The sequence below is a fragment of the Treponema berlinense genome, assembly GCF_052273165.1.
GTDB lineage: Bacteria > Spirochaetota > Spirochaetia > Treponematales > Treponemataceae > Treponema_D > Treponema_D berlinense_A.
On sequence record NZ_DAVZIU010000001.1, the window covers coordinates 37775 to 60607 of the forward strand.

At 39.3% G+C, this 22833-nt stretch carries 17 protein-coding genes; 15 read left to right on the plus strand and 2 right to left on the minus strand.

The features are described 5' to 3' along the window. Window positions 1-77 precede the first annotated feature (77 nt). From ACT6XC_RS00170 to ACT6XC_RS00210, 9 genes are all read left to right on the plus strand, one after another. The gene (locus tag ACT6XC_RS00170) at window positions 78-1766 is read left to right on the plus strand and encodes a hypothetical protein (protein ID WP_443740413.1); all 1689 of its coding nucleotides are present in this window, start codon (window positions 78-80) and stop codon (window positions 1764-1766) included. Window positions 1767-1918: 152 nt separating this feature from the next. After that, window positions 1919-3970: an EAL domain-containing protein gene (locus ACT6XC_RS00175; protein ID WP_443740414.1), complete on the plus strand. Its 2052-nt coding sequence runs from the start codon at window positions 1919-1921 to the stop codon at window positions 3968-3970. A gap of 129 nt (window positions 3971-4099) precedes the next feature. After that, window positions 4100-5125: a phosphate acetyltransferase gene (pta, locus tag ACT6XC_RS00180; RefSeq protein WP_443740415.1), complete on the plus strand. Its 1026-nt coding sequence runs from the start codon at window positions 4100-4102 to the stop codon at window positions 5123-5125. A gap of 167 nt (window positions 5126-5292) precedes the next feature. After that, the gene (locus ACT6XC_RS00185) at window positions 5293-6045 is read left to right on the plus strand and encodes a hypothetical protein (RefSeq protein ID WP_443738330.1); all 753 of its coding nucleotides are present in this window, start codon (window positions 5293-5295) and stop codon (window positions 6043-6045) included. 25 nt (window positions 6046-6070) lie between these two features. Next, on the plus strand, window positions 6071-6814 hold the full coding sequence (locus ACT6XC_RS00190) for a hypothetical protein (protein WP_443740416.1): 744 nt from the start codon (window positions 6071-6073) through the stop codon (window positions 6812-6814). Window positions 6815-6977: 163 nt separating this feature from the next. Next, window positions 6978-8279 carry a bifunctional phosphoribosyl-AMP cyclohydrolase/phosphoribosyl-ATP diphosphatase HisIE gene (gene hisIE / locus ACT6XC_RS00195; RefSeq protein ID WP_443740417.1) on the plus strand — a complete coding sequence of 434 codons (1302 nt, stop codon included), beginning with the start codon at window positions 6978-6980 and terminating at the stop codon, window positions 8277-8279. 114 nt (window positions 8280-8393) lie between these two features. Further along, complete coding sequence (locus ACT6XC_RS00200; protein WP_078930948.1) at window positions 8394-9083, plus strand: amino acid ABC transporter permease; 690 nt, start codon at window positions 8394-8396, stop codon at window positions 9081-9083. 3 nt (window positions 9084-9086) lie between these two features. Next, a complete protein-coding gene (locus ACT6XC_RS00205; protein WP_443738464.1) occupies window positions 9087-9830 on the plus strand; it encodes an amino acid ABC transporter ATP-binding protein in 744 nt (247 codons plus the stop codon). 54 nt (window positions 9831-9884) lie between these two features. Further along, entirely contained in the window at window positions 9885-10670 is a 786-nt protein-coding gene (locus tag ACT6XC_RS00210; RefSeq protein ID WP_443740418.1) for a transporter substrate-binding domain-containing protein, read from the plus strand. 201 nt (window positions 10671-10871) lie between these two features. Here the strand turns inward: ACT6XC_RS00210 and hisD are convergent, their stop codons facing one another. Then, window positions 10872-12236: a histidinol dehydrogenase gene (hisD, locus tag ACT6XC_RS00215; RefSeq protein WP_443740419.1), complete on the minus strand. Its 1365-nt coding sequence runs from the start codon at window positions 12234-12236 to the stop codon at window positions 10872-10874. Window positions 12237-12524: 288 nt separating this feature from the next. Here hisD and def point away from each other — a divergent pair, with 288 nt between their 5' ends. From def to ACT6XC_RS00235, 4 genes are read left to right on the plus strand one after another with little or no spacing between them, the layout of a single operon-like run. Beyond that, complete coding sequence (def, locus tag ACT6XC_RS00220) at window positions 12525-13106, plus strand: peptide deformylase (protein ID WP_443740420.1); 582 nt, start codon at window positions 12525-12527, stop codon at window positions 13104-13106. Next, window positions 13106-14122 (plus strand): methionyl-tRNA formyltransferase, encoded by a 1017-nt coding sequence (gene fmt / locus ACT6XC_RS00225; protein ID WP_443740421.1) that lies wholly within the window; start codon window positions 13106-13108, stop codon window positions 14120-14122. The genes def and fmt overlap by 1 nt, the downstream gene beginning before the upstream one ends. A 26-nt stretch (window positions 14123-14148) precedes the next feature. Then, on the plus strand, window positions 14149-15213 hold the full coding sequence (locus tag ACT6XC_RS00230; RefSeq protein ID WP_443738469.1) for a PASTA domain-containing protein: 1065 nt from the start codon (window positions 14149-14151) through the stop codon (window positions 15211-15213). Window positions 15214-15239: 26 nt separating this feature from the next. After that, a complete protein-coding gene (locus ACT6XC_RS00235) occupies window positions 15240-16730 on the plus strand; it encodes a type I 3-dehydroquinate dehydratase (RefSeq protein WP_443740422.1) in 1491 nt (496 codons plus the stop codon). 46 nt (window positions 16731-16776) lie between these two features. Here ACT6XC_RS00235 and era read toward each other — a convergent pair whose 3' ends face one another. Beyond that, on the minus strand, window positions 16777-17697 hold the full coding sequence (gene era / locus ACT6XC_RS00240) for a GTPase Era (protein WP_443740523.1): 921 nt from the start codon (window positions 17695-17697) through the stop codon (window positions 16777-16779). A gap of 250 nt (window positions 17698-17947) precedes the next feature. On the opposite strand from era, the gene glgX reads away from it, so the two are divergent. Then, entirely contained in the window at window positions 17948-20053 is a 2106-nt protein-coding gene (gene glgX, locus ACT6XC_RS00245; RefSeq protein WP_443740423.1) for a glycogen debranching protein GlgX, read from the plus strand. A 114-nt stretch (window positions 20054-20167) separates the two neighbouring features. Continuing rightward, window positions 20168-22630: a glycogen/starch/alpha-glucan phosphorylase gene (locus ACT6XC_RS00250; RefSeq protein ID WP_443740424.1), complete on the plus strand. Its 2463-nt coding sequence runs from the start codon at window positions 20168-20170 to the stop codon at window positions 22628-22630. Window positions 22631-22833 lie beyond the last annotated feature (203 nt).

The following is a 22833-nucleotide window of genomic DNA, read 5'->3' on the forward strand; positions in this document are numbered from 1 at the left end:
TAATAGTTTCCAATATTTTTATAATGCTTTTTAAATAAGTTATGATATAATTGAAAGGTATTTGGAGTATTTTTAGAATGAGTGACCAAGAACTTGACCCGACGATTGCAGCACTCCTTGCAGAAACCCAGGAATCCTCCGGTCCAACTTTGAGCAATGTTTCAAACAAACTGACAGAAACAGTGTCTTTTAGTGAGGGAAGTTTTAATGCAAATAAGCAAGAGCCTGTCGAAAAGCAAAAACAAGCCAATAAAGTTGATTTAAGCGTTACAAAATTCAGTCCGATTGAAAAATTCTTTGAAGATAAGCCAATGCCGTATTTTGACGATCCGGCATATTATAAGACTTGTCTTACAGGCGAAGGTCAGCCGGCTCAGAGAGTTCATCAAGTACTTTCAAAATACTTAACATGTACAGATCCAAAGGACAGAACAGTTTACCGACAGCAAATGGTAATGGCTTATTGGGAGCTTGTTCATAATATGGCGCCAAAAATGGCGGATTTAAACCTGCCAAAAGTAAAAAGAATGATGATGCGGTTTGGTGTTGTTTTGCCGTCGCTTTTTACTCCGGAACAAAAAGAACTTTTTTCTAAAGTAATTTTGGACAATACGAGTGGCGAACCTGTTTACTACATGGATGAATGGTTTAAGGAAATTGCAAGCGGACGACTTACTCTTTCGGCAACCGATGAAGTTCGCGTAAAAAAATCGGCAAATGACGGTGGTTCTGCAGAACAGCAACATCTTGTGCAGTTAAAAAGCAAGAACGACGGAAAATTGCAGAGTTCCGAAAGTTTTGTGAATGCAAAAGAAAGCGAACGTCAGATGATGGAAAATGAGCTTTTAAATCGTATTCACGCTCTCTGTGAACATTCTACTATGATTGGACTTGAGCCACACCGTATGCCGTACACTGATATGCAAAAAAAACTTTTTGCAGAAATTCAAGAGAGGCTCCGTGCTTTGCAGAAAAACGACAAGGAACTTGCAGGTTATTTAAAAGAACTTGAAGAGGCAAAGTCTGTAAGCGGCACTCTTGAAGCAAAAATTGCGAACGGTCCTGTGAATGTTGAAGTAAACAAAGGCGATATCGATACGGAATTTAATACTGTCCGTCAGATGGCAAAAATGACAGTTGGCCGTCAGGGAAATCAATTTCCAGTTTTTACGAGGGAATTTTATCACAGTACGCCAAATGGAACAGGTTTTAGAGAAAATGTTTTAAGTGTAATGTCCTGGATTGAAGAAATGGATCCAGGCGCATTTTGCCGAATCCATAAAAATGCTGCGCATAGAATTGTTCCATATGTTTTGCTTGTTCCGACTTATGGTGATTTTGGATTTTGTTGGGAACCTTTTGACCGTTACAACAGAATTACTAGCCGTGGACGAATTGTAATTCCAATGTATCCGAGAGATTTAAAAATCAGCGTTTTGATGGCAGTTGCCGATTTGCGTTGGCAGGTTGCAAAAGAAAAAGCGTCTTATTATTGGATGGAAGAAGGACTTACTGGACAATATTATCAGTATATTGAAAATCAGAAATTAAAAGGTGATTTAAAATCATATTTTATTTCGGATTATGTGCTCTGGCTTACAAAAGAAGTAAATGGCGTGCAGAGAATGGATAAAGAACTGCGTGCGATTTTCTGGCGTTTTGTGCCGTTTAACCAGCAGAAAAAAGATGAACTGAAAAAACGGTCTGTTGTATATCAGGAACTTTACCAGAGGGATATTAACCGTAGTATGAGCGATGGTTATTGATTTGTGGAATGCGGTAGGGGCTGGAGTGGACGCATAGCGTGTGCGTAGTACCGGAGGCGCATTAGACGCCGTAGCCACGCAAGACCCGACGGCAACAAGTTGCCGGACCGCCCATATAAAAATTTGGGCGAACTGCAACTTTAAGGAGCTTTATGAAGACAAGGGATTTAGAAACTTTTGTTTTTAACGGAAAAAATTACAGCCTGCTTTCCCGGACTTTTCAGGATGCATTCTTTTCGCTTGGACTTTTGACGTTCAGATACTATCCTGAAGAAAAAATAATGATTGTTTCTGACAGGTTTGTTGAATCTTGTCACGCGTCTAAAGTTTATTCAAATATGCCGTACAGTTTTGCGAAGGCTGTTATTGCTGAGGAAGAGCGTCAAAATTTTTATAAACTTATAGAAAAACTTGAAAATGGCGAAAAGAAAGTTTCTGACACTTTTGAATCTGTTTGTGGCGGTTGTTTTAGAATTACGATTGTTCCGTGCGAATGGGACAGTGACGGAAAAGCGATTGTTGCGCTGGGATTTGCAGAAAATATTGAAAAACAAAACCGTTCCGAAAGGCTTTTTAGGGCGCTTGTCAAAGATTACGGTAGCATTTATTACATTGATGTTGAAAAAGGAACTTTGTTTCCTTACAGAATTAGCGATGATATTAAGCGCGAATATGGAGAATCGATTCGCGAGAATTCAGATTATGAGCATTTGATAAATTGTTACATCGACAAAACTGTTATTGATGTTGAAAAAGAGGAAATGCGGAAAATCTGTTCATATAAATTTATCGAAGAGTGTTTTAAAGAAAAGGACGTAATTCTTCATGATTATCGGGGAATTCGCGATGGAAAGACAATTTATTGCCGGTTAAAAATTGCAAAATTAGGAAATTCGGAAAAACTTTCAGATTTTATGATTGCTTTTTCTGACATGACAAAGGCAAAAATTTTTGAAGTTGAACGTCTTGCGTATGTTGATCCGATTACCGAAGGCAATAATTATAATTATTTTAAAAAGCAGTTGGGTGAAACTAATAAGCCTGGATATTTTGTTTCGATGGATATTCATCAATTCAAGATTGTAAACCAAATTTGCGGAATAAAAGTTGGCGACAGGGTCTTGAAGGAAATTTGGAATACAATTGTTGAAAATTTAAAAGAGCAGGATTTTGCAGCCCGCGTAAATGCCGACCACTTTATTGTTTTTGTTCCGACTTCGCCTCGGGAGGAAGTTGAAGAAAAGATTGGAAAACTTACGTCTGATCTTTCTAAGCTTTCGATAAAAATGCGCTGGCCACGCCTGCATCCGTATTTTGGAATTGCAAGATGGGTTCCTGGACAGAATATTGAAGAAGTTTACAGTTATACGACTTTTGCAAAACACAGCGTAAAAGACGAAAAAAATCTAAATTTTCAGTTTTATTCGGTTGAAGAGAGCGACAAAGTTATTGAACAGAAAAAAATGGAAGATAATTTTTTTGACGCGATTCTCGGAAATTGTTTTGAAATATGGTATCAGCCGAAGGTAAGTCCAGTTTGTGGAAGAATTGTTGGTGCTGAAGCTCTTGTCCGCTGGCGACGAGAAGATGGAATGCTGGTTCCGCCGGGAATGTTTATTCCTGTTTTTGAAAGGGACGGGCTTATTCGTATTCTGGATGAATATATTTTTGACAAGGTTTGCCGTTTTATAAGGGCAAGAACTGATGCAAACCTGCCTGTTTTGCCGGTTTCTGTAAATCTTTCGCGGGCAAGTATTTGTTATGAGGGGATTGTCGAGCAGTACGAAAAAATAGTTCAGGATGCGAGAATAAATCCAAAATATGTACCGATTGAAATTACGGAAAGTGCCGCAGTTAGCAATTCGAATATAAAAGAAATTTCAAATGAATTTTGCCGTCGCGGTTTTGTTTTGTGTATGGATGATTTTGGAACCGGATATTCTTCAATTTCGCTTTTAAATTCTCTGCCTTTTGCAAACATTAAACTTGATAAAAGTTTGATCGACACAATTGGCGATGTAAAAGGCTTGAAATCGATAAAGCACATAATCGCGCTGTTGAAAGATTTGGGAATGACGATTACTGCTGAAGGCGTTGAGCATGAGTCGCAAAAAAATTCTCTTATGGATTTAAAATGCGATAATATTCAGGGATTTTTCTACAGTCCGCCAATGCCAGAAAAGGAATTTGTAAAACTTTTGTAAAATAATGTTTTCTGGTTTTGTCAATGCTGGTTTTGCCAATAAATGTGTTTGTGTAATTTTTTGCAAAGTGATAAAGTGAATTGATTCATTTTATTGAACCGAAATTAATTTTTTATACGAGGAAAAATCATGGACTTTGTAAAAGATTTACGTGCAAAGGCAAAAGTTGCTGGAAAAACAATCGTTCTTTGTGAAGGTGAAGACAAACGTGTTGTTGAAGCTGCTTCAGTAATTGTAAAAGAAGGAATCGCAAAAATCATTCTTCTCGGAAATGCAGACGAAATTGCAAAATTTGGTTTTGATATGTCTGGTGTAAAAATCGTAGACCCAAAAACTGATTCAAATGCTGATAAATATGCAGAAGTTCTTTACAAGGCACGCGAAGGAAAAATCAATAAAAAGACTGGTCTTCCTGAATATGCAGATGTTGCTGCTGCAAAAGCTGCTGCTCTTAAAGATTATACAATGTACGGTGCTTTGATTTTGAAAGCAGGCGATGCTGACGGCTTTGTTTCTGGTGCCTGCCATTCAACAGCAAATACTTTGCGCCCAGGACTTCAGGTTATCAAAACAGCACCTGGAATCAAAACTGTTTCTTCTTGTTTTATCATGGTTACTCCTGAAGGTTCAAATAAATATCTTCCAAACGGAATTTCTGTATTTGGTGACTGTGCTATCAATATCGAACCATCTGCTGAAGAATTGGCTGATATTGCCGTTGCAACAGCAGAAACTGCTAAAAAAATCGCAGGAATCGAACCAAAAGTTGCAATGCTTTCATTCTCTACAAAAGGTTCAGGAAACGATGCAAAGGGCTTGAACACAGTTGGAAAAGTTGTAGAAGCTACAAACCTTGCAAAAGCAAAAGCTCCAGAGCTTGCTCTCGACGGTGAATTCCAGTTTGACGCTGCAATTGCTCCAGAAGTTGGCGAACTTAAGGCTCCAGGAAGCGCAGTTGCAGGACACGCAAACACATTTATCTTCCCAAACATCAATGCAGGAAACATTGGCTACAAAATCGCTGCTCGCATGGGCGGCTGGAAAGCAATTGGACCTGTATGCCAGGGATTTGCAAAACCTCTCAACGACTTGAGCCGTGGCTGCAATGTTGACGAAATTGTTGACACAGTTGCAGTAACTGCTTTGCAGGCATAATAAAAGTCAAAAAAACTTATTTCTGATTTTTGAATGGACTGTCTAAAAATAATTTTTTTTGGCAGTCCATTTTTTTTGTGTTTGTGGTAGACTTGCTGAAGATAAAAAGTAACTTTACATTAAAAAATTTGTTTTTTTTGAAAAAGTTGCGTTAAAAAAGGAAAATTATGTCTTGCTTAAAAAAAATAACTGAAAAAGTGGCTCTTTTTACGGCTTTGCCTTTGTTGTTGGTTAGTTGTGCTTCTACGAAATATTCTTTGACGGAAAATGCTTCTCCGATTGCGATTCTTGGAGTTTGTGGAAATACTCACGTTCCTTATTATTCTTCCGAAGTTCGGGATGACGAATATGGCGAAGAAGATGGCCTTTTATCGAATGCTATAAATAGTTTTTTTGGGAAAAATAATCCTGAAATTCAAACCGCCGCTGATCGTGTTGATTATGCCGAAGATGCTTTCAGACGGATTTTGCCAGAAGTTGTTGGCGTTGAAGTTGTTCCAAAAGAAGTTGTAATGAATTCTCCGACTTATGCAAACATTGGAAAAAACAGTTTGCTTTCGTACATAGATGTAAAAATTCGTGGTGAAGGCTACAAGTTTATGGACGATATTGGTTCAAAAAAAGCGCGGTTGATTTCAAGGGAAACTGGCGCAAAAAGCCTTGTTTTTCTGTCTTTTACGTTTAAAAAATATATAAAAGATAATGGAGATAATCTTAACGCAAATCTTGGAGCAATGGGAATTATGAATGTTCTTATGTACAATGAGCATGGAAAAAAAGTTCTTGAAGATGAATTTACTGTAATTTCGCCAGAATCTGTTGAAATGCGGATGACAAAATATGATAAAGATGAAATGGTTGAACTGTTTCCTTCTGTAATTGACCAGCTTATAAATAAATTTATAGTAAAATATCTGTAAAAAATAAAAATTAAGAGAGAATAAAATGAAAAAAAGATTAGGTTTAAAAAGAATTGTTTTTTTGATGGGAACTTTGGTTTTTGTAGCGGTATTTTCAGGTTGTGCTTCTGCTAAAATTGAAAAACAAAGCATTTCGCCGCTTGCGATAATCACCGTGGCTGGAAACAGTTCTTTGCCGTGGTATGTTGTAAAAGAAGGAGAAGAGCCGAAGGCAACGAAAGGGCTTTTGCAAAATGCGATAAATTCCAAATTTTATGATGATGATCCGGAAGTTGTCTCAAGTTTTAACCGGCTTGATTATGCAGAAGATGCTCTGCGCAGAATTTTGGGAGAAATTTGCGAAATTGATTTTGTTGGAAAAGAAGAGGTTGTTTCTTCAAAAAAATACAAATCAATGTCGGAAGGTCTTTTATCCATAATGAATACGACAATTACTGCAACTAATTACAAAGATTTGCGCAATCCTGGAAAATATGACTTAAAAAAATTGTGTGAATCTGTCGGTGCAAAAGGTGGAGTCGTTATTGAATTTGAATTTTTCAAAAAAACTGCCTCGGGAACGACGGTAAACGGAACTGTTTGTCCTTTTGTTAAGATGAAGACTAAGATTTTTGACCAGATTGGAAAAGAAATAAAATATAAAACTTATACGGTTCAAGGTGCTGAAACTTTAAAAGTTGCTGGCAGAAAATATGATGCCGACGCTCTTGTTGAAATGTATCCTGCCGTAATCGATCAACTTTTGACTCAGTTTGCAATGGATTTATAGCCCCGAAGTTGCAGCACGGAAATTTTTTAATTTTCGTGCTGTAATGGAGCGGATAGCGGAAGGGCGGAAAGCCGGTTTGTGCGGAAATTGCGCTCCAAATTTAAAAATACTAAAAATCTTTCTCAATTGTAAAACTGTTTTATTTTCGCTAGAATAAGGCATTATGGTAATTGCTTCTATCGACATGAAAGACGGACACGTTGTCCAGTTAAAAAACGGCAAAGATTTGGTTCTTCAGCGTGATGATGCTGAGGCTTTGATTTCTGATTTCAATAAATATGGTGAGGTTGCTGTAATTGACCTTGATCAGGCTTTGCGTAATACCGACGAAAAAGGCAACACCAAAAATACTGAACTTTTAAAGCAGATTTTAAGAAAGGGAAATGTTCGCGTTGGCGGTGGAATTCGTTCTGTTAAAAAAGCCCGCGAATTGATTAGCCTTGGCGCGGAAAAAGTTATTATTGGTTCGGCTGCCTGGAATGCTGATGCTAAAGACGGCGAATCTTTTTTGAATGAAGAATTTTTACAGGAACTTTGCGACGCGATTGGAAAACAACGCGTGATTATTTCGGTTGACGCAATTCACGGAAAAATTGCCGTAAAAGGATGGACTGAGACAGTTGATATTCCGTTGGTTGAAGGTGCAAAACAGGCCGAAAAATTTTGCTCTGAACTTTTATTTACCTGTGTTGAAAAAGAAGGCTGTATGCAGGGAACTGATATGGAAGCTTGCAGAGCCTTGAGAAATGCAGTAAAGTGCCGTCTTGTTGTTGCTGGCGGAGTTAATAATCTTGAACAGATTGTTGAACTTGAAAAAATCGGTTGCGATGTTCAACTCGGAATGGCTTTGTACACAGGCGCTGTAAATTTAAAGGATGCTTTTGTAAACTGCCTGAATTATGAAAAAACTGACGGTCTTATTCCAGTGATTGCCCAGAGTCCGGCTGGCGAAGTTTTGATGCTCGGTTATGCAAATAAAGAAGCGTTTGAAAAGTCTTTTGAAACTGGAAGACTTACTTTTTTTAGCCGTACAAAAAACAGGCTTTGGACAAAAGGCGAAGAAAGTCATCATTACCTTGATTTGATAAAAATGCGTGTCGATTGCGACCGCGATACTGTCCTTGCAACGGTTTTTCCAAACGGTGGAGTTTGCCACACTGGTTCTTATACTTGCTTTAACGGTGAACCTGACGCAAAATCAAACCTTGAACGGCTTTATGCGACAATTGCAGAACGCTTTGCAAATCCTCGTCCTGGAAGCTACACTGCAACTCTTGACTCTAAGCGTGTGCGCGAAAAAGTAATGGAAGAAGCCGAAGAACTGACGGACGAAGCAGAATCTCGTGAGGACGTTATTTGGGAAGCGGCTGACCTGATTTATTTTGTGAGCGTTTTGATGTACAAAGAGGGCGTTACCTGGCAGGATGTTTATGACGAACTTGATAGACGCCATAAGGAAAAATAGAAATTCGGCAAAATTAAGCCATGAAAAGGTTGTTGCGCTAGTCGAAATGACCTTTTGGCTGTAATTTTTTATTTTTTTGCCTTGATTGCCATTTTTTAATTGGTTGGAGTGATTGTGAGCGAACATCTCTGGCACATTTTAACTGATTCTTTTTTTAAGATTTTAATTCCTGGTCTTGTTACGACAATTCCGCTTACTGCAATTTCGTTTTTTCTGGCGCTTGTGATTGGGATACTTACGGCCTTAGTTCAATTTGCAAATGTAAAAGTTTTAAAACATATTGCCCGTTTTTATATTTGGGTGGTTCGTGGAACTCCGATTTTGGTTCAGCTTTATGTTGTTTTTTACGGATTGCCAAATCTTGGAATTATGATTGAGCCTTTCCCGGCGGCGGTTGCGGTTTTTGCGGTAAATGAAGGTGCTTACACGGCAGAAACAATGCGTTCCGCGTTTGAGTCGGTGCCGGCTGGACAACTTGAAGCTGGTTATTGCGTTGGAATGAGTTATTTTCAGACGTTTTGGCGAATTTTGCTTCCTCAGGCTTTTAAAACTGCATTTCCGCCACTTTCAAATTCTTTGATTGCAATGGTTAAAGAAACTTCTCTTGCAGCAAACATTACGGTCACAGAAATGTTTATGGCAACTCAGAGAATTGTTGCCCGAACTTACGAGCCGCTTGCCCTCTACATTGAAGTTGCTCTCATCTATTTGATTTTTTCGACTGTTTTGACCTGGGTTCAGAGGAAGGCTGAGAAAAAAATCAATTTTTTGTCAGAAAAAACTTTTGACGGAGAAACGCGGTAAAATATGGCGGAAAAAATTCTTGAATTAAAAAACCTTCATAAGTCGTTCGGAAATTTAGAAGTTTTGAAGGGAATTGACCTGAGTGTAAACAAAGGCGATGTGATTTCTATTATTGGCTCTTCTGGTTCTGGAAAGACAACTTTGCTCCGTTGCCTTAATTTTCTCGAAAAAGCCGATGAAGGAGAATTAGTTTTTGACGGTCAGACTTATGACTTAAAAAAAATGCACAAAAAACAGATAAGCGAAATTCGCAAAAAAACAGGATTTGTCTTTCAAAATTACAATTTGTTCAGAAACAAAAATGTCCTTCAAAATGTAACGGAGGGACTGATTGTTGCCCGAAAAATAAAAAAAGAACAGGCAGAAAAAAGTGCAGTTCAAATGCTCAAAAAAGTCGGAATGGAGGACAGGGCAGAATATTTTCCGCACCAGCTTTCTGGCGGACAGCAGCAGCGTGTAGCAATTGCCAGGGCTTTGGCAACCAATCCAAAAATTATTTATTTTGATGAGCCAACGAGCGCCCTTGACCCGGAATTGACCGGCGAAGTGTTGCAGGTAATGAAAAATCTTGCAGAAGAAGGAATGACGATGATTGTTGTAACTCACGAAATGAATTTTGCAAAAAATGTGAGCACTCGTGTTGTTTTTATGGAAAAAGGCAAAATCCTTGAAGAAGCAGGAGCAAAAGAATTCTTTGAATCACCAAAAAATCAGCGTACAAGAGAGTTTATTGGAAAGTTTGAATAAAAAGAAAATACGTTAAAGAGCAAAACGAAAATTGACTTTTTATGGGAGAATTTTATGAAAAAAAAACTATTTATTTTTGCGGTGGCAGTTTTTTCGGCAGGAATTATGTCTTGCAAAAAAAACGAGAGTTCCGACCTTTTGAGCCAGATTCAAAACAAAGGCAAGATTACAATTGCAATGGAAGGAACCTGGGCGCCGTGGACCTACCATGACGAAAAAAATGAGCTTGTCGGTTACGATGTCGAAGTTGGCAAAAAAATTGCCGAAAAATTGGGCGTAAAGGCAGAATTTGTCGAAGTTGACTGGGACGGAATTTTTGCAGGAATTGATTCAAAACGCTACGATTTGAGTTTAAACGGCGTAGAAGTAACACAGGAACGCGCCTTTAAATACGATTTTTCAGAACCGTACGCATATACACACACTGCTTTAATCGTAAAAAAAGACAACGATTCAATAAAAAAATTTGAAGACTTGAAAGGCAGGACAACGACAAATTCACTCGGCAGCACTTATGCAGAATTTGCCGAAAGTCTTGGAGCAAAAGTTGTTACAATTGACTCGTTTGAAGAAACCTTGCAGCTTGTTGAACACGGACGGGCCGACGCAACTTTAAACGACAACGCAACATTTTTTTATTACCAAAAAATAAAGCCAGAAAATCCATTTAAACTTGCAGCGCTGACAGAAAACGCAAGCCACGTTGCAATTCCAATGCGCAAAGGCGAAGAAACAAAAACATTGCTCGAAGCCGTAAATAAAGCAATCGAAGAATTAAAACAAAGCGGTGAACTTGCCCAAATTTCCCAAAAATATTTTGGTGCAGACTTAACAAAATAAAATCAAAAAACTGGAGCGCAATTTGCGGTCAAACCGGCTCTGCATGGTTGCGCTGTTCGCTCCATTGTCGGGTCAGTTTTAGTTTTTCTAAACCTGACCCGACAACAAAAGCCATTCCGATCCGGGCTAAGTTGCCCAGTTTACGGAGAATTTCCTGACAAAAAATTATTTTCTTTTTAGCCAGTTGCTTGGACTTACTTTTTATTCAAGTCTTAAGCGAGCCGCATGTGCGTGTCCTGCCAGACCTTCGGCATCTCCAAGGTGTCCAGCGGCTTTTGCAGAAGAAACGGCACCTTCTGAGCCTGGAATTGTGCGTAAAGTTGTGACTGTTTTTAAGAAAACGCGTATGCTCAATCCGCCTGTAAAACGGGCGCTTCCAGAAGTAGGAAGAGTGTGGTTTAGTCCTGCGGAGTAGTCGCCAAAAACTTCTGCGCTGCCGTGTCCCAAAAAGAGCGAACCGTAGTTGTGGCAAAGATCTGCGATTTTGTCGCGTGCTGTTCCTTCGTTCATTGCAAGTTCGAGGTGTTCCGGGGCTTTGCGGTTCGCGGCTTCTGCCGCCTGTTCAATATTGTCGCAGAGAATGATTGCGCCACAGTTTTCGATTGATTTTTCCGCCGTTTCTCTTGTTTCGAGGACTTTAAGCTGTTTTTCGATTTCGGTTTGAACTGCCTGTGCAAGTTCTTTTGAATCTGTTGCCAGAATTGGTTGTGCAACAATGTCGTGTTCTGCCTGCGCAAGAAGGTCGGCCGCAACCCATTCTGGATTTGCCGATTTATCTGCAATGATAAAAACTTCTGTCGGACCTGCAACCATATCGATTCCGACTGTTCCGTAAACCAGTTTTTTTGCTTCTGCAACAAATTTGTTTCCTGGACCTACGATTACGTCTGTGCGGGGAATTGACTGCGTTCCAAAAGCAAGTGCTCCGATTGCCTGTGCTCCGCCACAGGCGTAAGCCTTTGTAACGCCACAAATATATGCCGCCGCCATAATATTTTCGTCAGCATAAGGTTTTCCACCGACAAAAGGAGAGCCTGGAATTCCAGTTCCTGTTTTTTGTGCGGCTTCTTTGTCGTCAGGATGAACTCTTGGCGGTGTACACAGAATAATTTCTTTAACACCTGCTGCAACTGCTGGAGTAACTGTCATTACAACTGTGCTTACGAGCGGAAATCGTCCTGCTGGAACATAAACACCTGCTTTTTCGACAGGAATATTTTTCTGACCGGTAAAAAGTCCAGGTTCAAGTTCAACCTCAAAATTGTCAAAAGACTCGCGTTGTTTTTTTGCAAAGCGAAGCGCAAGATCGTGGCTATAGCAGAGCGATTTGTAAAGTTCTGGATTTTCTTTTTGCATTTTTTGAGCGGCGGCTTTTAATTCTGATTGCGGAATCTCGAGCGAAGAAGGCGCGCTTACGTCAAATTTTGTGCCGTATTCTAAAAGCGCTTTGTCGCCGTTTGTTTTTACATTAAGAAGAATGTCTTTTACAATGTCGATCGAAGAACCAAAGTCGCGTCCGTTAAAAAAATCGTCTTTTAAATCTTTATAGTTTATGATTTTAATCATTTGTATGCTCCAGAAACATTTTGCAATTTTAAAACAGTTTATTGAATTTTGTTCTTTGTTGCTAGAGAAAGAGTTTTTTGGGAAAATTCGCAGGGCGCGAGAAACGACTTTTATTAACAAAAAATCTTAGCCCCGGCTGGAATGGCGCGCAGCGTCCGGCTTTTGCCGGATAAAACCATGCAAGACGGGTCGCGGCAGGTGTTTTGCGCTTCAAATTTTTATCTTATAGAAAAAAAACGGTTTTTGTGGTAGGCTGAATCCGAAAATTCTGTTTTTTTGAAGGTTTTTATGAAAATTTACAAACTAGGTGAAGACGTTATCCGTCAAAAATGTGTTCCAGTTGACCCGGCTGAAATTAACGACGAAATGCGTAATTTTTTTAACGAAATGTTTGAGACGATGGACGAAGCTCAGGGCGTTGGGCTGGCAGGTCCGCAGGTTGGCGTTTCTAAAAGATTTTTTGTAATCACTGTTGACGATGGAGTACGTCGGGTTTTTATAAATCCTCAGATTGTTCATACTAGCAGCGAGTTGTGCGATTATGAGGAAGGTTGTCTTTCGCTTCCGGGTTTTGAAGAAAAAATTAGAAGGCCTTCAAAAGTTACAGTTTCGGCTTTAAATGAATTTGGCAAGCCTTTTACTCTTGAGGCGGACGGTCTTTTGGCCCGTTGTATTCAGCACGAAAATGACCATTTGGACGGAATTGTTTATATTGACCGTGGCGATCCTGAGTTTGCTGCCAAAGTTACAGCTCAGATGAAAAAGCGGCTTGAACGTGCTCAGAAAAAAGAAGCGGAAAAAGCAAGAAAAGCAGCTTCGATTGCTGCAAAAATTGCCGCTAAACAGGTTGCAAAGGAAAGTAAAAAATAGTGAAGATTTTATATGCAGGCTCCCCATTGGCGTCGGCCATGGTTTTAAAGAATTTAATTGAGTTTTCTCGTTCTGGCGAAGGCAAAATTCTTGGCATTGAAATTGTCGGAGTTTTGACAAATGTTCCGTCGGCTCGTGGGCGCAAAAAAGATTTGATTCCTACGGATGTTGCTGTTTGCGCAAGAGAAAACGACATTCCTGTTCTGGAATTTGAACATCTTCTTGCAGAGGCTCGGGAAGCGGTTTGCGCTTTAAAACCTGAACTTCTGGTAACTTTTGATTATGGCCGGATTTTTGGACCAAAATTTCTTGAACTTTTTGCTCTTGGTGGAATAAACCTGCATCCGTCAGCACTGCCAAAACACAGAGGATGTACTCCTGTTCCTGCTGCGATTCTTGCCGGAGAAAAACAACTCGGCGTTACTGTGCAGAAAATCGCGTTAAAAACCGACGAAGGCGACATTCTTGCTCAAAGTTTTGTAAATTTGGACGGAACCGAAACAACTTTGAGTTTGATGGACGGAGATGGAAAAAACAGTCCAGTTGCAGAAGTTGGAACTCAGCTTTTTATTCAGGTTTTAAAAAAATACGCAAATGGAAGTTTTGACGGAAAAGTTCAGCAGGGCGAAAGCGACTATACTCCGTTTATAAAAAAAGAAGATGGACTTATTGATTGGAATAAAACGGCTGTAGAAATTGACCGTCAGATTCGCGCATTTACTCCCTGGCCGTTGTGTTTTACTGCCTGTCATGGCATAAAGCTTTCGATTTTGAAGGCGGAACCTGGAAAACCGGACGGAAATTCTTTTGAAAATAGCGAAAAAATTCAAAGTGTTCCAGGAACTGTCCTGCCTTACCAGAAAAATGTTGGTGTTGAAATTGTCTGCGGTGGCGGAACTGTGCTTGTTGTTAAAGAACTTCAATGGCAGGGTAAAAAAGCTATGGATTACAAAAGTTTTATGAACGGAGCGCGGGTCTTTATAGGCTGCGTTCTTGATGATAAAATCAATCTCTAGGAAAATAAAAAAATTAGGAAAATTTTATGAAAATCAATTTTAAAGGATTTTTTTCTAAACTTTGGCAAAAAATTAAAAATTTCAATATTCAGGATTGCCGCGTAAGTTTTATAAAGGGAATGGAAAATTTGCAGGCAAACGGCAGGTCGCTTTTTGTTACGATAATTCTTGCAGTTGTCGTAATGCTTTTGACTTGTCTTGCAGTTTTTTTTGCAACTGTAAAAGGTCCAGAAAAGGTTTTGGTTCCAGAAGTTGAAGGAAAGGAATTGACCCAGGCTCTTTTGGAAATGCAGGTAAAGGAATTGTATCCGAAAATTCAGCTTCGTTATGATGAACAGCCTTCGGGAACGATTCTCTCTCAGTCGCCGTCTTCTGGAGCAATTGTAAAGGCCGGAACTCGCGTAAATCTTACTGTCAGTCGCGGAGCAATCGTTTCGGAAGTTGGCAATTACGTTGGTCAGAAATATGATGACTTAAAAATTGATTTGACAACGATGTTTACAGGTTCTTCCCGGCCTCTTATTTTGCTTGCAGAACCTGTTTACAAGGCTTCTCTAGAAGAAGCAGGCACAATTCTTGAACAGGAACCGCCTGCCGGAACAAAAATTTCTGATCCTGTTACAGTCAATTTGATTGTCAGCCGTGGTCCAAGTTTTGACAACACTGCTGTTCCTAGACTTGTCGGAAAATCTGTAAAAGAAATGCTCGCTCTCTTGCCAAATTTGCGCGTTGTTCTTGATTTTTCTGCCCATAAGGCTGCAAAAGACGAAAAAGAAAATTCAGTTGTAAGCCAGCAGGAATTCGACAGCCAATATATTGAAAATTACACAAGAATGTCTGTCGAAATGGCATTCCCAGTAAAACCAAAAGACGATTTGATTTATGGAATTTTTGAAACTGAACTTGCTCAATTCCCTTATCCTGTAGCAATGACGGTTGAATGTATCGAAAGCAACGGTCAGCGCAGCCAGCTTGTGGCGCTCAATCACACTGGCGGACATTTCTCTGTTCCTTACGCTGTAACAGAAGGAAGCGAATTGATTTTGCGTGTTGCTGGAAAAGTTGCAAAACGAATAACAATAAACGAATAGTTTTTTGATTGTGATTGGAGGATAAAATGGCAAAATCTTTGGTTTGTCTGTGCGTAACTGGAAAAACTTTGGCGGAAGATGTTGCAATTGTTGAAAAATACAAAGAATTTATCGATGTAGTTGAACTTCGTGTAGATTTTCTTGAAGAAGACGAACGTCTAAAAATCCGCAAATTTCCTGCAATGGTAGATATTCCTGCAATTCTAACAATCCGTCGCAAAATTGACGGTGGACATTACATCGAAGGTGAATCAACACGTACAATGCTTTTTGCGCGCGGTCTTGCGTTTGCTCAAGAAGATCCGAAGAAAAATTTTGCCTATGTTGATTTTGAAGAGGATTTTCATATTCCAAGTCTGGAAGATGCGGCTCAGGCTTTTGGAACGAGAATTATCCGATCTTACCACAATATGAGTTCTCCGATTAAAAATATTGTTGAGAAATTTGATGAACTTCGACAGAATTCTTATGAAATTCCGAAAATTGCTTTTATGCCACATCGCCTTTCTGACGTTACAAAAGTTTTTAACGAAGCAGATAAATGGAAGAATACAGAGCAGATTGTATGCGCAATGGGGCCTCTTGGACTTCCGACAAGAATTCTTTCAGAAAGGTTGCATTCATATCTTACATACACAAGTCCATCTGAACTTTTGGGCAATTTGCTTGAAATCGGACACACAGATCCAATCACACTTGAAAAAACATATCATTTTCATTCGATTAGCGAAAAAACAAAGATTTTTGGAATTACAGGCTATCCGCTAAAAATCACTTCCAGCCCAGAGTTGCAAAATGGAATGTTTGAAAAGGCAAATTTAGATGCAGTATTTATTCCGTTCAAGTCGGAAACAATCGAAGATTCGCTGGATTTTTCAAAAACCCTTGATATTCAGGGATTTTCTGTGACAATTCCTCACAAAGAAACAGTTATTCCTTTGATAAGAAATATTGATGAAAAAGCAGAGTCAATTGGCGCCTGCAATACAGTTGTCCGCTATGGCGATGATTGGAAAGGTTATAACACCGATGCGCTTGGTTTTGAAAAAGCGCTTTTGGAGTTTACTGGTACAAAAGATTTAAAAGGAAAAAAAGTTGCAATAATCGGTGCTGGCGGAGCAAGCAGGGCAATTGCTTATATTATAAAGGAACTTGGAGCAAAGGCCTGTGTATTCAACCGCACTCTGGCAAAAGCCCGTTTAATTGCTGAAAAATACGGTTTTGACTATGCAACGCTCGGTCCAGAAAGCCTTGAAAAATTGAACAAATATTCTGATGTAATCGTTCAGACAACTTCAAAAGGCATGGGTAGCAACGACCCTTCAAACCCAGAAAATGACCCGATTTGGTTCTACGACTTTAACGGAGAAGAATATGTTTACGATGTAATTTATTCTCCGGAAGTAACTCCCATTATGGCTCGTGCAGATGCTTCAGGTTGTAAAGTTTGCAATGGCGCTGGAATGTTGCTTTACCAGGGAATTGCACAGTTTGAATTGTACAAACAACTTATATAAAAAATACAAAACAGGCTTCACAATTCCGTGAAGCCTGTTTTTTTGTCTAGTTTAATAATTTATTCAGTCTTAAATCGTTCTGTCGCCAGTTTTTGTCTACTTTGACCTGCAAATCGAGGTCAATTTTGTAATCAAAAATTTTGCGCAGTTGTTTAATTGATTCTACTCGGATTGTCTTAATCATTTGAGCGCCTTTTCCGATTACAATACCTTTCTGGCTTTCTTTTTCAACGCATAAAAACGCGCGGCACCACATTTTTGTCGGCGAACGCATTTCCATATCTGCAATCTGAACATAAACGCAATGCGGAATTTCCTGATCAAGACGGTTAATTGCCTGTTCACGGATAACTTCCGCAATTCTAAAGTCAACTTCCTGGTCTGTGTAAAATTCTTCTGGATAAAGATGAGGCGCAACTGGTGCGAGTTCGTAAAGCGCCCTCAAAACGTCGTTGATTCCTTCATCGTTTTTTGCCGAAACATCGAAAATATTTTTTTCGGAAAGTTCTGGAAGCTGTTTTGACAGAAAAACTCTGGCAGCCGACGGATTTGAATCTTTTTCGTCAATCTTGTTCAAGGCGGCAACGGTCTTTTTTTCGTGTCCTTTTAAAAGTTCAGTAATCAATTTTTCTTCATCGCCACAAGGCCGTGTCGAATCCACGACATAAAGAATTGAATCCGCATTTGCAAGCTGGTCTGCAACAATACTGCGCATTTTAAGATTCATTTTTTTGTTTGATTCGTGATAGCCCGGAGTGTCCACAAAAACTAACTGACCGAGCGAAGTATTTACAATTCCACGAATTGCGTTTCTGGTTGTCTGCGGAATCGAACTTACAATGCTTACCATTTCTCCCGAAGCCGTGTTCAAAAATGTCGATTTTCCGGCAGAAGGTCGCCCAATAATCGTAACAAGAGCCGTTTTATCACCGATTGTGTTTTCTTTCTGTTCTGATTCAAGATTCATATTTTCCATTTTTCAAGTATAACATTTTTAAAAAAAATTGTAAGTTTTTTGCAGGACGGCATTCACGCTCTAACCGGTGTTCCGGCGTTCCGCTTTTCGCTTCATTGCAAAATGCGTGCATTTCGCAACGCTTCGCGCGCCTCCACCCCGGCGTAAGAAAAATCCAAAATCAAAAATAAACAGTTTAATAAAACATTTACGAAAAATTATTGGTTTGCCTGTACTTACTGTGTTAGAATATTCAATACTTATGGAGCGGTTAAAAGTCCTGCCAGGCAACCCTTGGGATTTGGGAGCGGTGTATATTGGCAGCGGTGTAAATTTTTGTGTTTTCAGCCGTAATGCAACGGCTGTTTATTTGGAACTTTTTAAAAAATCGGACGACAGTGCTTCTTCCTGTACTATAAAATTAGATCCCAAAATAAATCGCACTGGCGATTTGTGGCATGTCTTTATTGAAGGTTTAAAACCAGGAGCGCTTTATCTTTTTAGAGTTGACGGTCCTTTTGAGCCAAAAAATGGGCACAGATTTAACAAAGACATTTTTCTTTACGACCCTCGCGCAAAGGCTCTGACCGACGGTTCCCTTTTTAAAAATTTAAATTTTCAAAAAGTTTGTCCACTCGAAAAAATGCCAAAATGCGTAGTTGTTGACGAACTTGCTTATGATTGGGAAGATGATCAGCCTCTAAAAACGCCTTTAAACGAAAGCATTATTTACGAAATGCACTTAAAAGGCTTTACAGCTTCTCCTTCTTCTGAAGTAAAATTTCCTGGAACTTACCGCGGGGCAATCGAAAAGATTCCGTATTTAAAAAAACTTGGAATTACCGCGGTTGAACTTTTGCCTGTTCAGGAATTTGACGCATTTGAAAATATGAACACAAATCCAAAAACTGGCAAACGCCTTGTAAATTATTGGGGCTACAGTACGACGGCTTTTTTTGCGCCGAAAGCAGCATATTCTTCGGACAAAAGCCCTGGAGCCTGCGTTGACGAATTTAAAGACATGGTAAAGGCTTTTCACAAAGCTGGAATCGAAGTCATTTTGGATATTGTATTCAACCATACTGCCGAAGGCAACGAGCATGGAATTACATTTAGTTTTAGAGGCTTCGACAATTCAGTTTATTATCAGCTTGTAAGCACAAATAAAGAATATTATGTAAATTTTTCTGGTTGTGGAAATGCCCTCAATTGCAATCATCCTGTCGTTCAAGAATATATAATCGGTTGTCTGCGCTATTGGGTTCGAGTAATGCACGTAGACGGATTCCGTTTTGACCTTGCAAGCGTTCTTTCCCGTGACGAAAATGGTTTTTTGACCTTGGAAGCGCCTCTTACAAGAAGAATAAGCGAAGATCCTCTTTTGCGCGATGTAAAAATAATTGCAGAGCCTTGGGATTGTGGTGGCGCTTATCAGGTTGGTTCTTTTCCTGGCGGAAGATGGTGCGAATGGAACGACAAATTTCGCGACGGCATAAGGCGTTTTATCCGTGGAGATGAAAAACTTTCGACAGAAGCCGCAACGCGAATTTCCGGTTCGAGCGATTTGTATTCTTCAAGCGGAAGAAGACCGTATCATTCTATAAATTACATTGCAAGTCACGACGGTTTTACGATGAACGACCTGGTTTCGTACAATTATCGTCATAATGAGCAGAATGGCGAAGAAAACCGTGATGGCACCGACAACAATTTAAGTTACAACAACGGCTTTGAAGGCCCGACGTTAAATCCAAAAATTGAAAAAAACAGAATTCGCCAAATAAAAAATTTTTTTGTTGCGCTGTTTTTGAGCCAGGGAACTCCAATGTTTGTTTGCGGAGATGAAGTTCAGCGTTCTCAAAACGGAAACAACAATCCGTACTGTCAAGACAACGAAATATCTTGGTTTGATTGGAATGACATAAAAAAGCACGGCGATTTGTTGAATTTTGTAAAAAAATTGATTGAATTGCGCCGAAATCACCGCGTGTTTATGCGGGATGATTTTTTTAAAGGTCAAAAAACTGCAACGCAGACAAGTCCTGCTGATATAAATTGGTTCAATATTGAAGGTTTTACACCAGATTGGGCAAAATTGGACAGGTTTTTGGCGTTCAGGCTTGGAGGCGGAATTACAGAATCAGATTCTAAATCAGATAACGATTTTTATATTGCTTTTAATACCGACATTCACGACGGTACTGTGACTGTGCCACCACCGTCTGACGGAAAAAAATGGTACAGGGTTCTTGATACTTCGATAGAAAATGAAGAATGTATTCTTTCGGAAGGAAATGAAGAACTTTTAATAAATCAGGAAAAATATGTTATTTTGGCTGGTTCTGCCATTGTTTTAATCAGCAAATAGCAAAAAATCGTGATAAAATAATAATGCATGAATTTTTGGCAAAAAATGTGCACAAATTGTAGAAAAAACGGTCAAAATATAAATTTGATTTTACAAAAGGATGGAGAATAAAAAATGAAGTTTAATGCAGAAAAGTTTCGTGAAAATCTTGCGGCCCGTTTGCGCCGTCAGTATGGAAAAGATGTTTCTCAGGCAAATGAACATGATCTTTTTGATGCAGTGAGCGCCTCAGTCCAGGAGTTGATTTTGCCTTCTTGGATGGCAACTCGTCGTGAGTACGAGAAAAAACCGGTAAAGCAGCTTTATTATCTTTCGGCCGAGTTTTTGATGGGTCGTGCCTTGAGCAACAATTTAATAAATCTTGGAATTAAAAATGAAGTTAAAAAAGTTCTTGACGAAATGAACATAAATTTTAACGTGATTGAAGATGAAGAGCCGGATGCTGGACTTGGAAATGGCGGTCTTGGCCGTCTTGCCGCTTGTTTTTTGGATTCACTTGCAACTCTTGACTATCCTGGACACGGTTATGGAATTCGCTACGAATATGGAATGTTTGAACAGCATATCGAAAACGGCTATCAGGTTGAATATCCGGACAACTGGCTCAAACACCGCGATCCTTGGGAAGTAAAACGCTCGGATTTGGCAGTGACTGTAAAATTTGGCGGAGAAATCAAATACGGAAAAACTCCTGATGGACAAGACAGATTTTATCTGGAAAATGCCGAAGAGGTGATTGCAACTCCTTACGATATGCCAGTTGTCGGTTTTGACACAAACACAGTTAATACTTTGCGTCTGTGGCAGGCTTCGAGTCCAAACGGTTTTGATTTACAACTCTTTAACGACATGCGTTACAACGAGGCTGTTTTTAAGCAGAACGATGCAGAAAATATTACACGCGTTCTATATCCGAACGACAACGGTCCTCAAGGAAAAACTCTCCGTTTAAAGCAGCAGTATTTTTTCTGTTCAGCGTCGCTTCAGGATTTGGTTCATCATTTTGTTGCTGATTATGGAACGGATTTTTCAAAATTCCCAGAACTGCATGTAATTCAGTTGAATGACACTCATCCAGTTGTTGCAATTCCTGAGTTGATGCGCATTCTTATGGACGAATATTCAATGGGCTGGAATGAAGCCTGGGACATTGTTACAAAAACTTTTGCCTATACAAATCATACGATTTTGGCAGAAGCGCTTGAAAAATGGGACATCTCAATTTTTCAGAGTCTTTTGCCTCGAATTTATCAGATTGTTGAAGAAATTAACCGCCGGTTTCTTATCGAACTGCGCGCAAAATTCCCTGACGATTATCAAAAACAGAACAGAATGTCGATTATTCATGACGGAAAAGTTTACATGGCTTGGCTTGCAATCCACTCTGGCTTTAGCGTAAACGGAGTTGCCGCGCTTCATACTGAACTTCTTAAAAATGTTGAGTTAAAGGATTGGTACGGACTTTATCCTCAGAAATTTAACAACAAAACAAACGGAATTACTCAGCGCCGTTGGTTGTGCAGTGCAAATCCTGAACTTGCAAAATTTATTACGGACAGAATTGGTCACGGCTGGGAAAAAAATCTTTCAAAACTCAAGGAACTTGAAAAATTTGCAGATGATGAAAAATCTCTCGACGAATTGATTTCAATTAAGCGGCATAACAAAGAAATTCTCGTTGATTATTTAAAACATCATCAAAATGAATTTCTTGACCCGGATTCGATTTTTGATGTTCAGGTTAAGCGTCTGCACGAATACAAACGTCAACTTTTGAATGTTCTTCATATTATGTATTTGTATAACAGAATTATCGAAGATCCGACTTTCAATCCTCCAAACCGTACTTTTATTTTTGGAGCAAAGGCCGCTTCTGGCTACCGTCGTGCAAAGGCAATAATCAAATTGATTAACACTGTTGCAGAGCGCATAAACAACGATCGCCGTGTAGGCGGCAAACTTCGCATTGTGTTTATTGAAAACTACCGTGTAAGTGTTGCGGAAAAGATTTTCCCAGCTGCAGATGTTTCTGAACAAATTTCAACAGCAGGAAAAGAAGCTTCTGGAACTTCAAATATGAAGTTTATGGTAAACGGTGCGCTTACGCTCGGAACTTTGGACGGTGCAAATATTGAAATTTTTGAGGAAGCAGGAAAAGAAAACGGTTTCCCATTTGGTTTGACAACCGAAGAAATTCAAAAAATGGAAAAAGAGCACTCTTACAATCCGCAGCAGTATCTTGAACGAAATCCTGCCCTTGCAAAAGTTGTCGGTCAGTTGATTGACGGCACTTACGATCCGAGTCATCAGATTTTTAAGGAAATTCACGATTCGCTCGTTTACGGAGTTGAAGGCCAGCGTCCAGACGTTTATTACGTTCTTGCAGATTTTGAACTTTACTGCAAAGCTCAGGAAGAAATTGCAAAAGCTTACACCGATAAAAAATCTTGGGCGCGCAAGACCTTAATCAACATAGCCAACAGTGGAAAATTCTCTTCAGACCGCACAATTGAAGATTACGTCCGCGATATTTGGCATCTAAACAAGGTTGAAGTTGCCGACAGCGAGGTAAAATAAGTGTTTGTAAAAAGTATTTGCAAAAAATTCTACGTAACTTGTAAATACTTTTTGTTGAATCTCAAATAAAATTTCTTTATAATTTTAAAAGTTTTTTATCTTTAAAAGTTTGCGTTGCAAACTTTCTTATCATCGATTGTTTCTCACTTCGTTGCGAAACAATTTAAAAAATCAAGATTAAAACTGAAGTTTTAATTTTGACT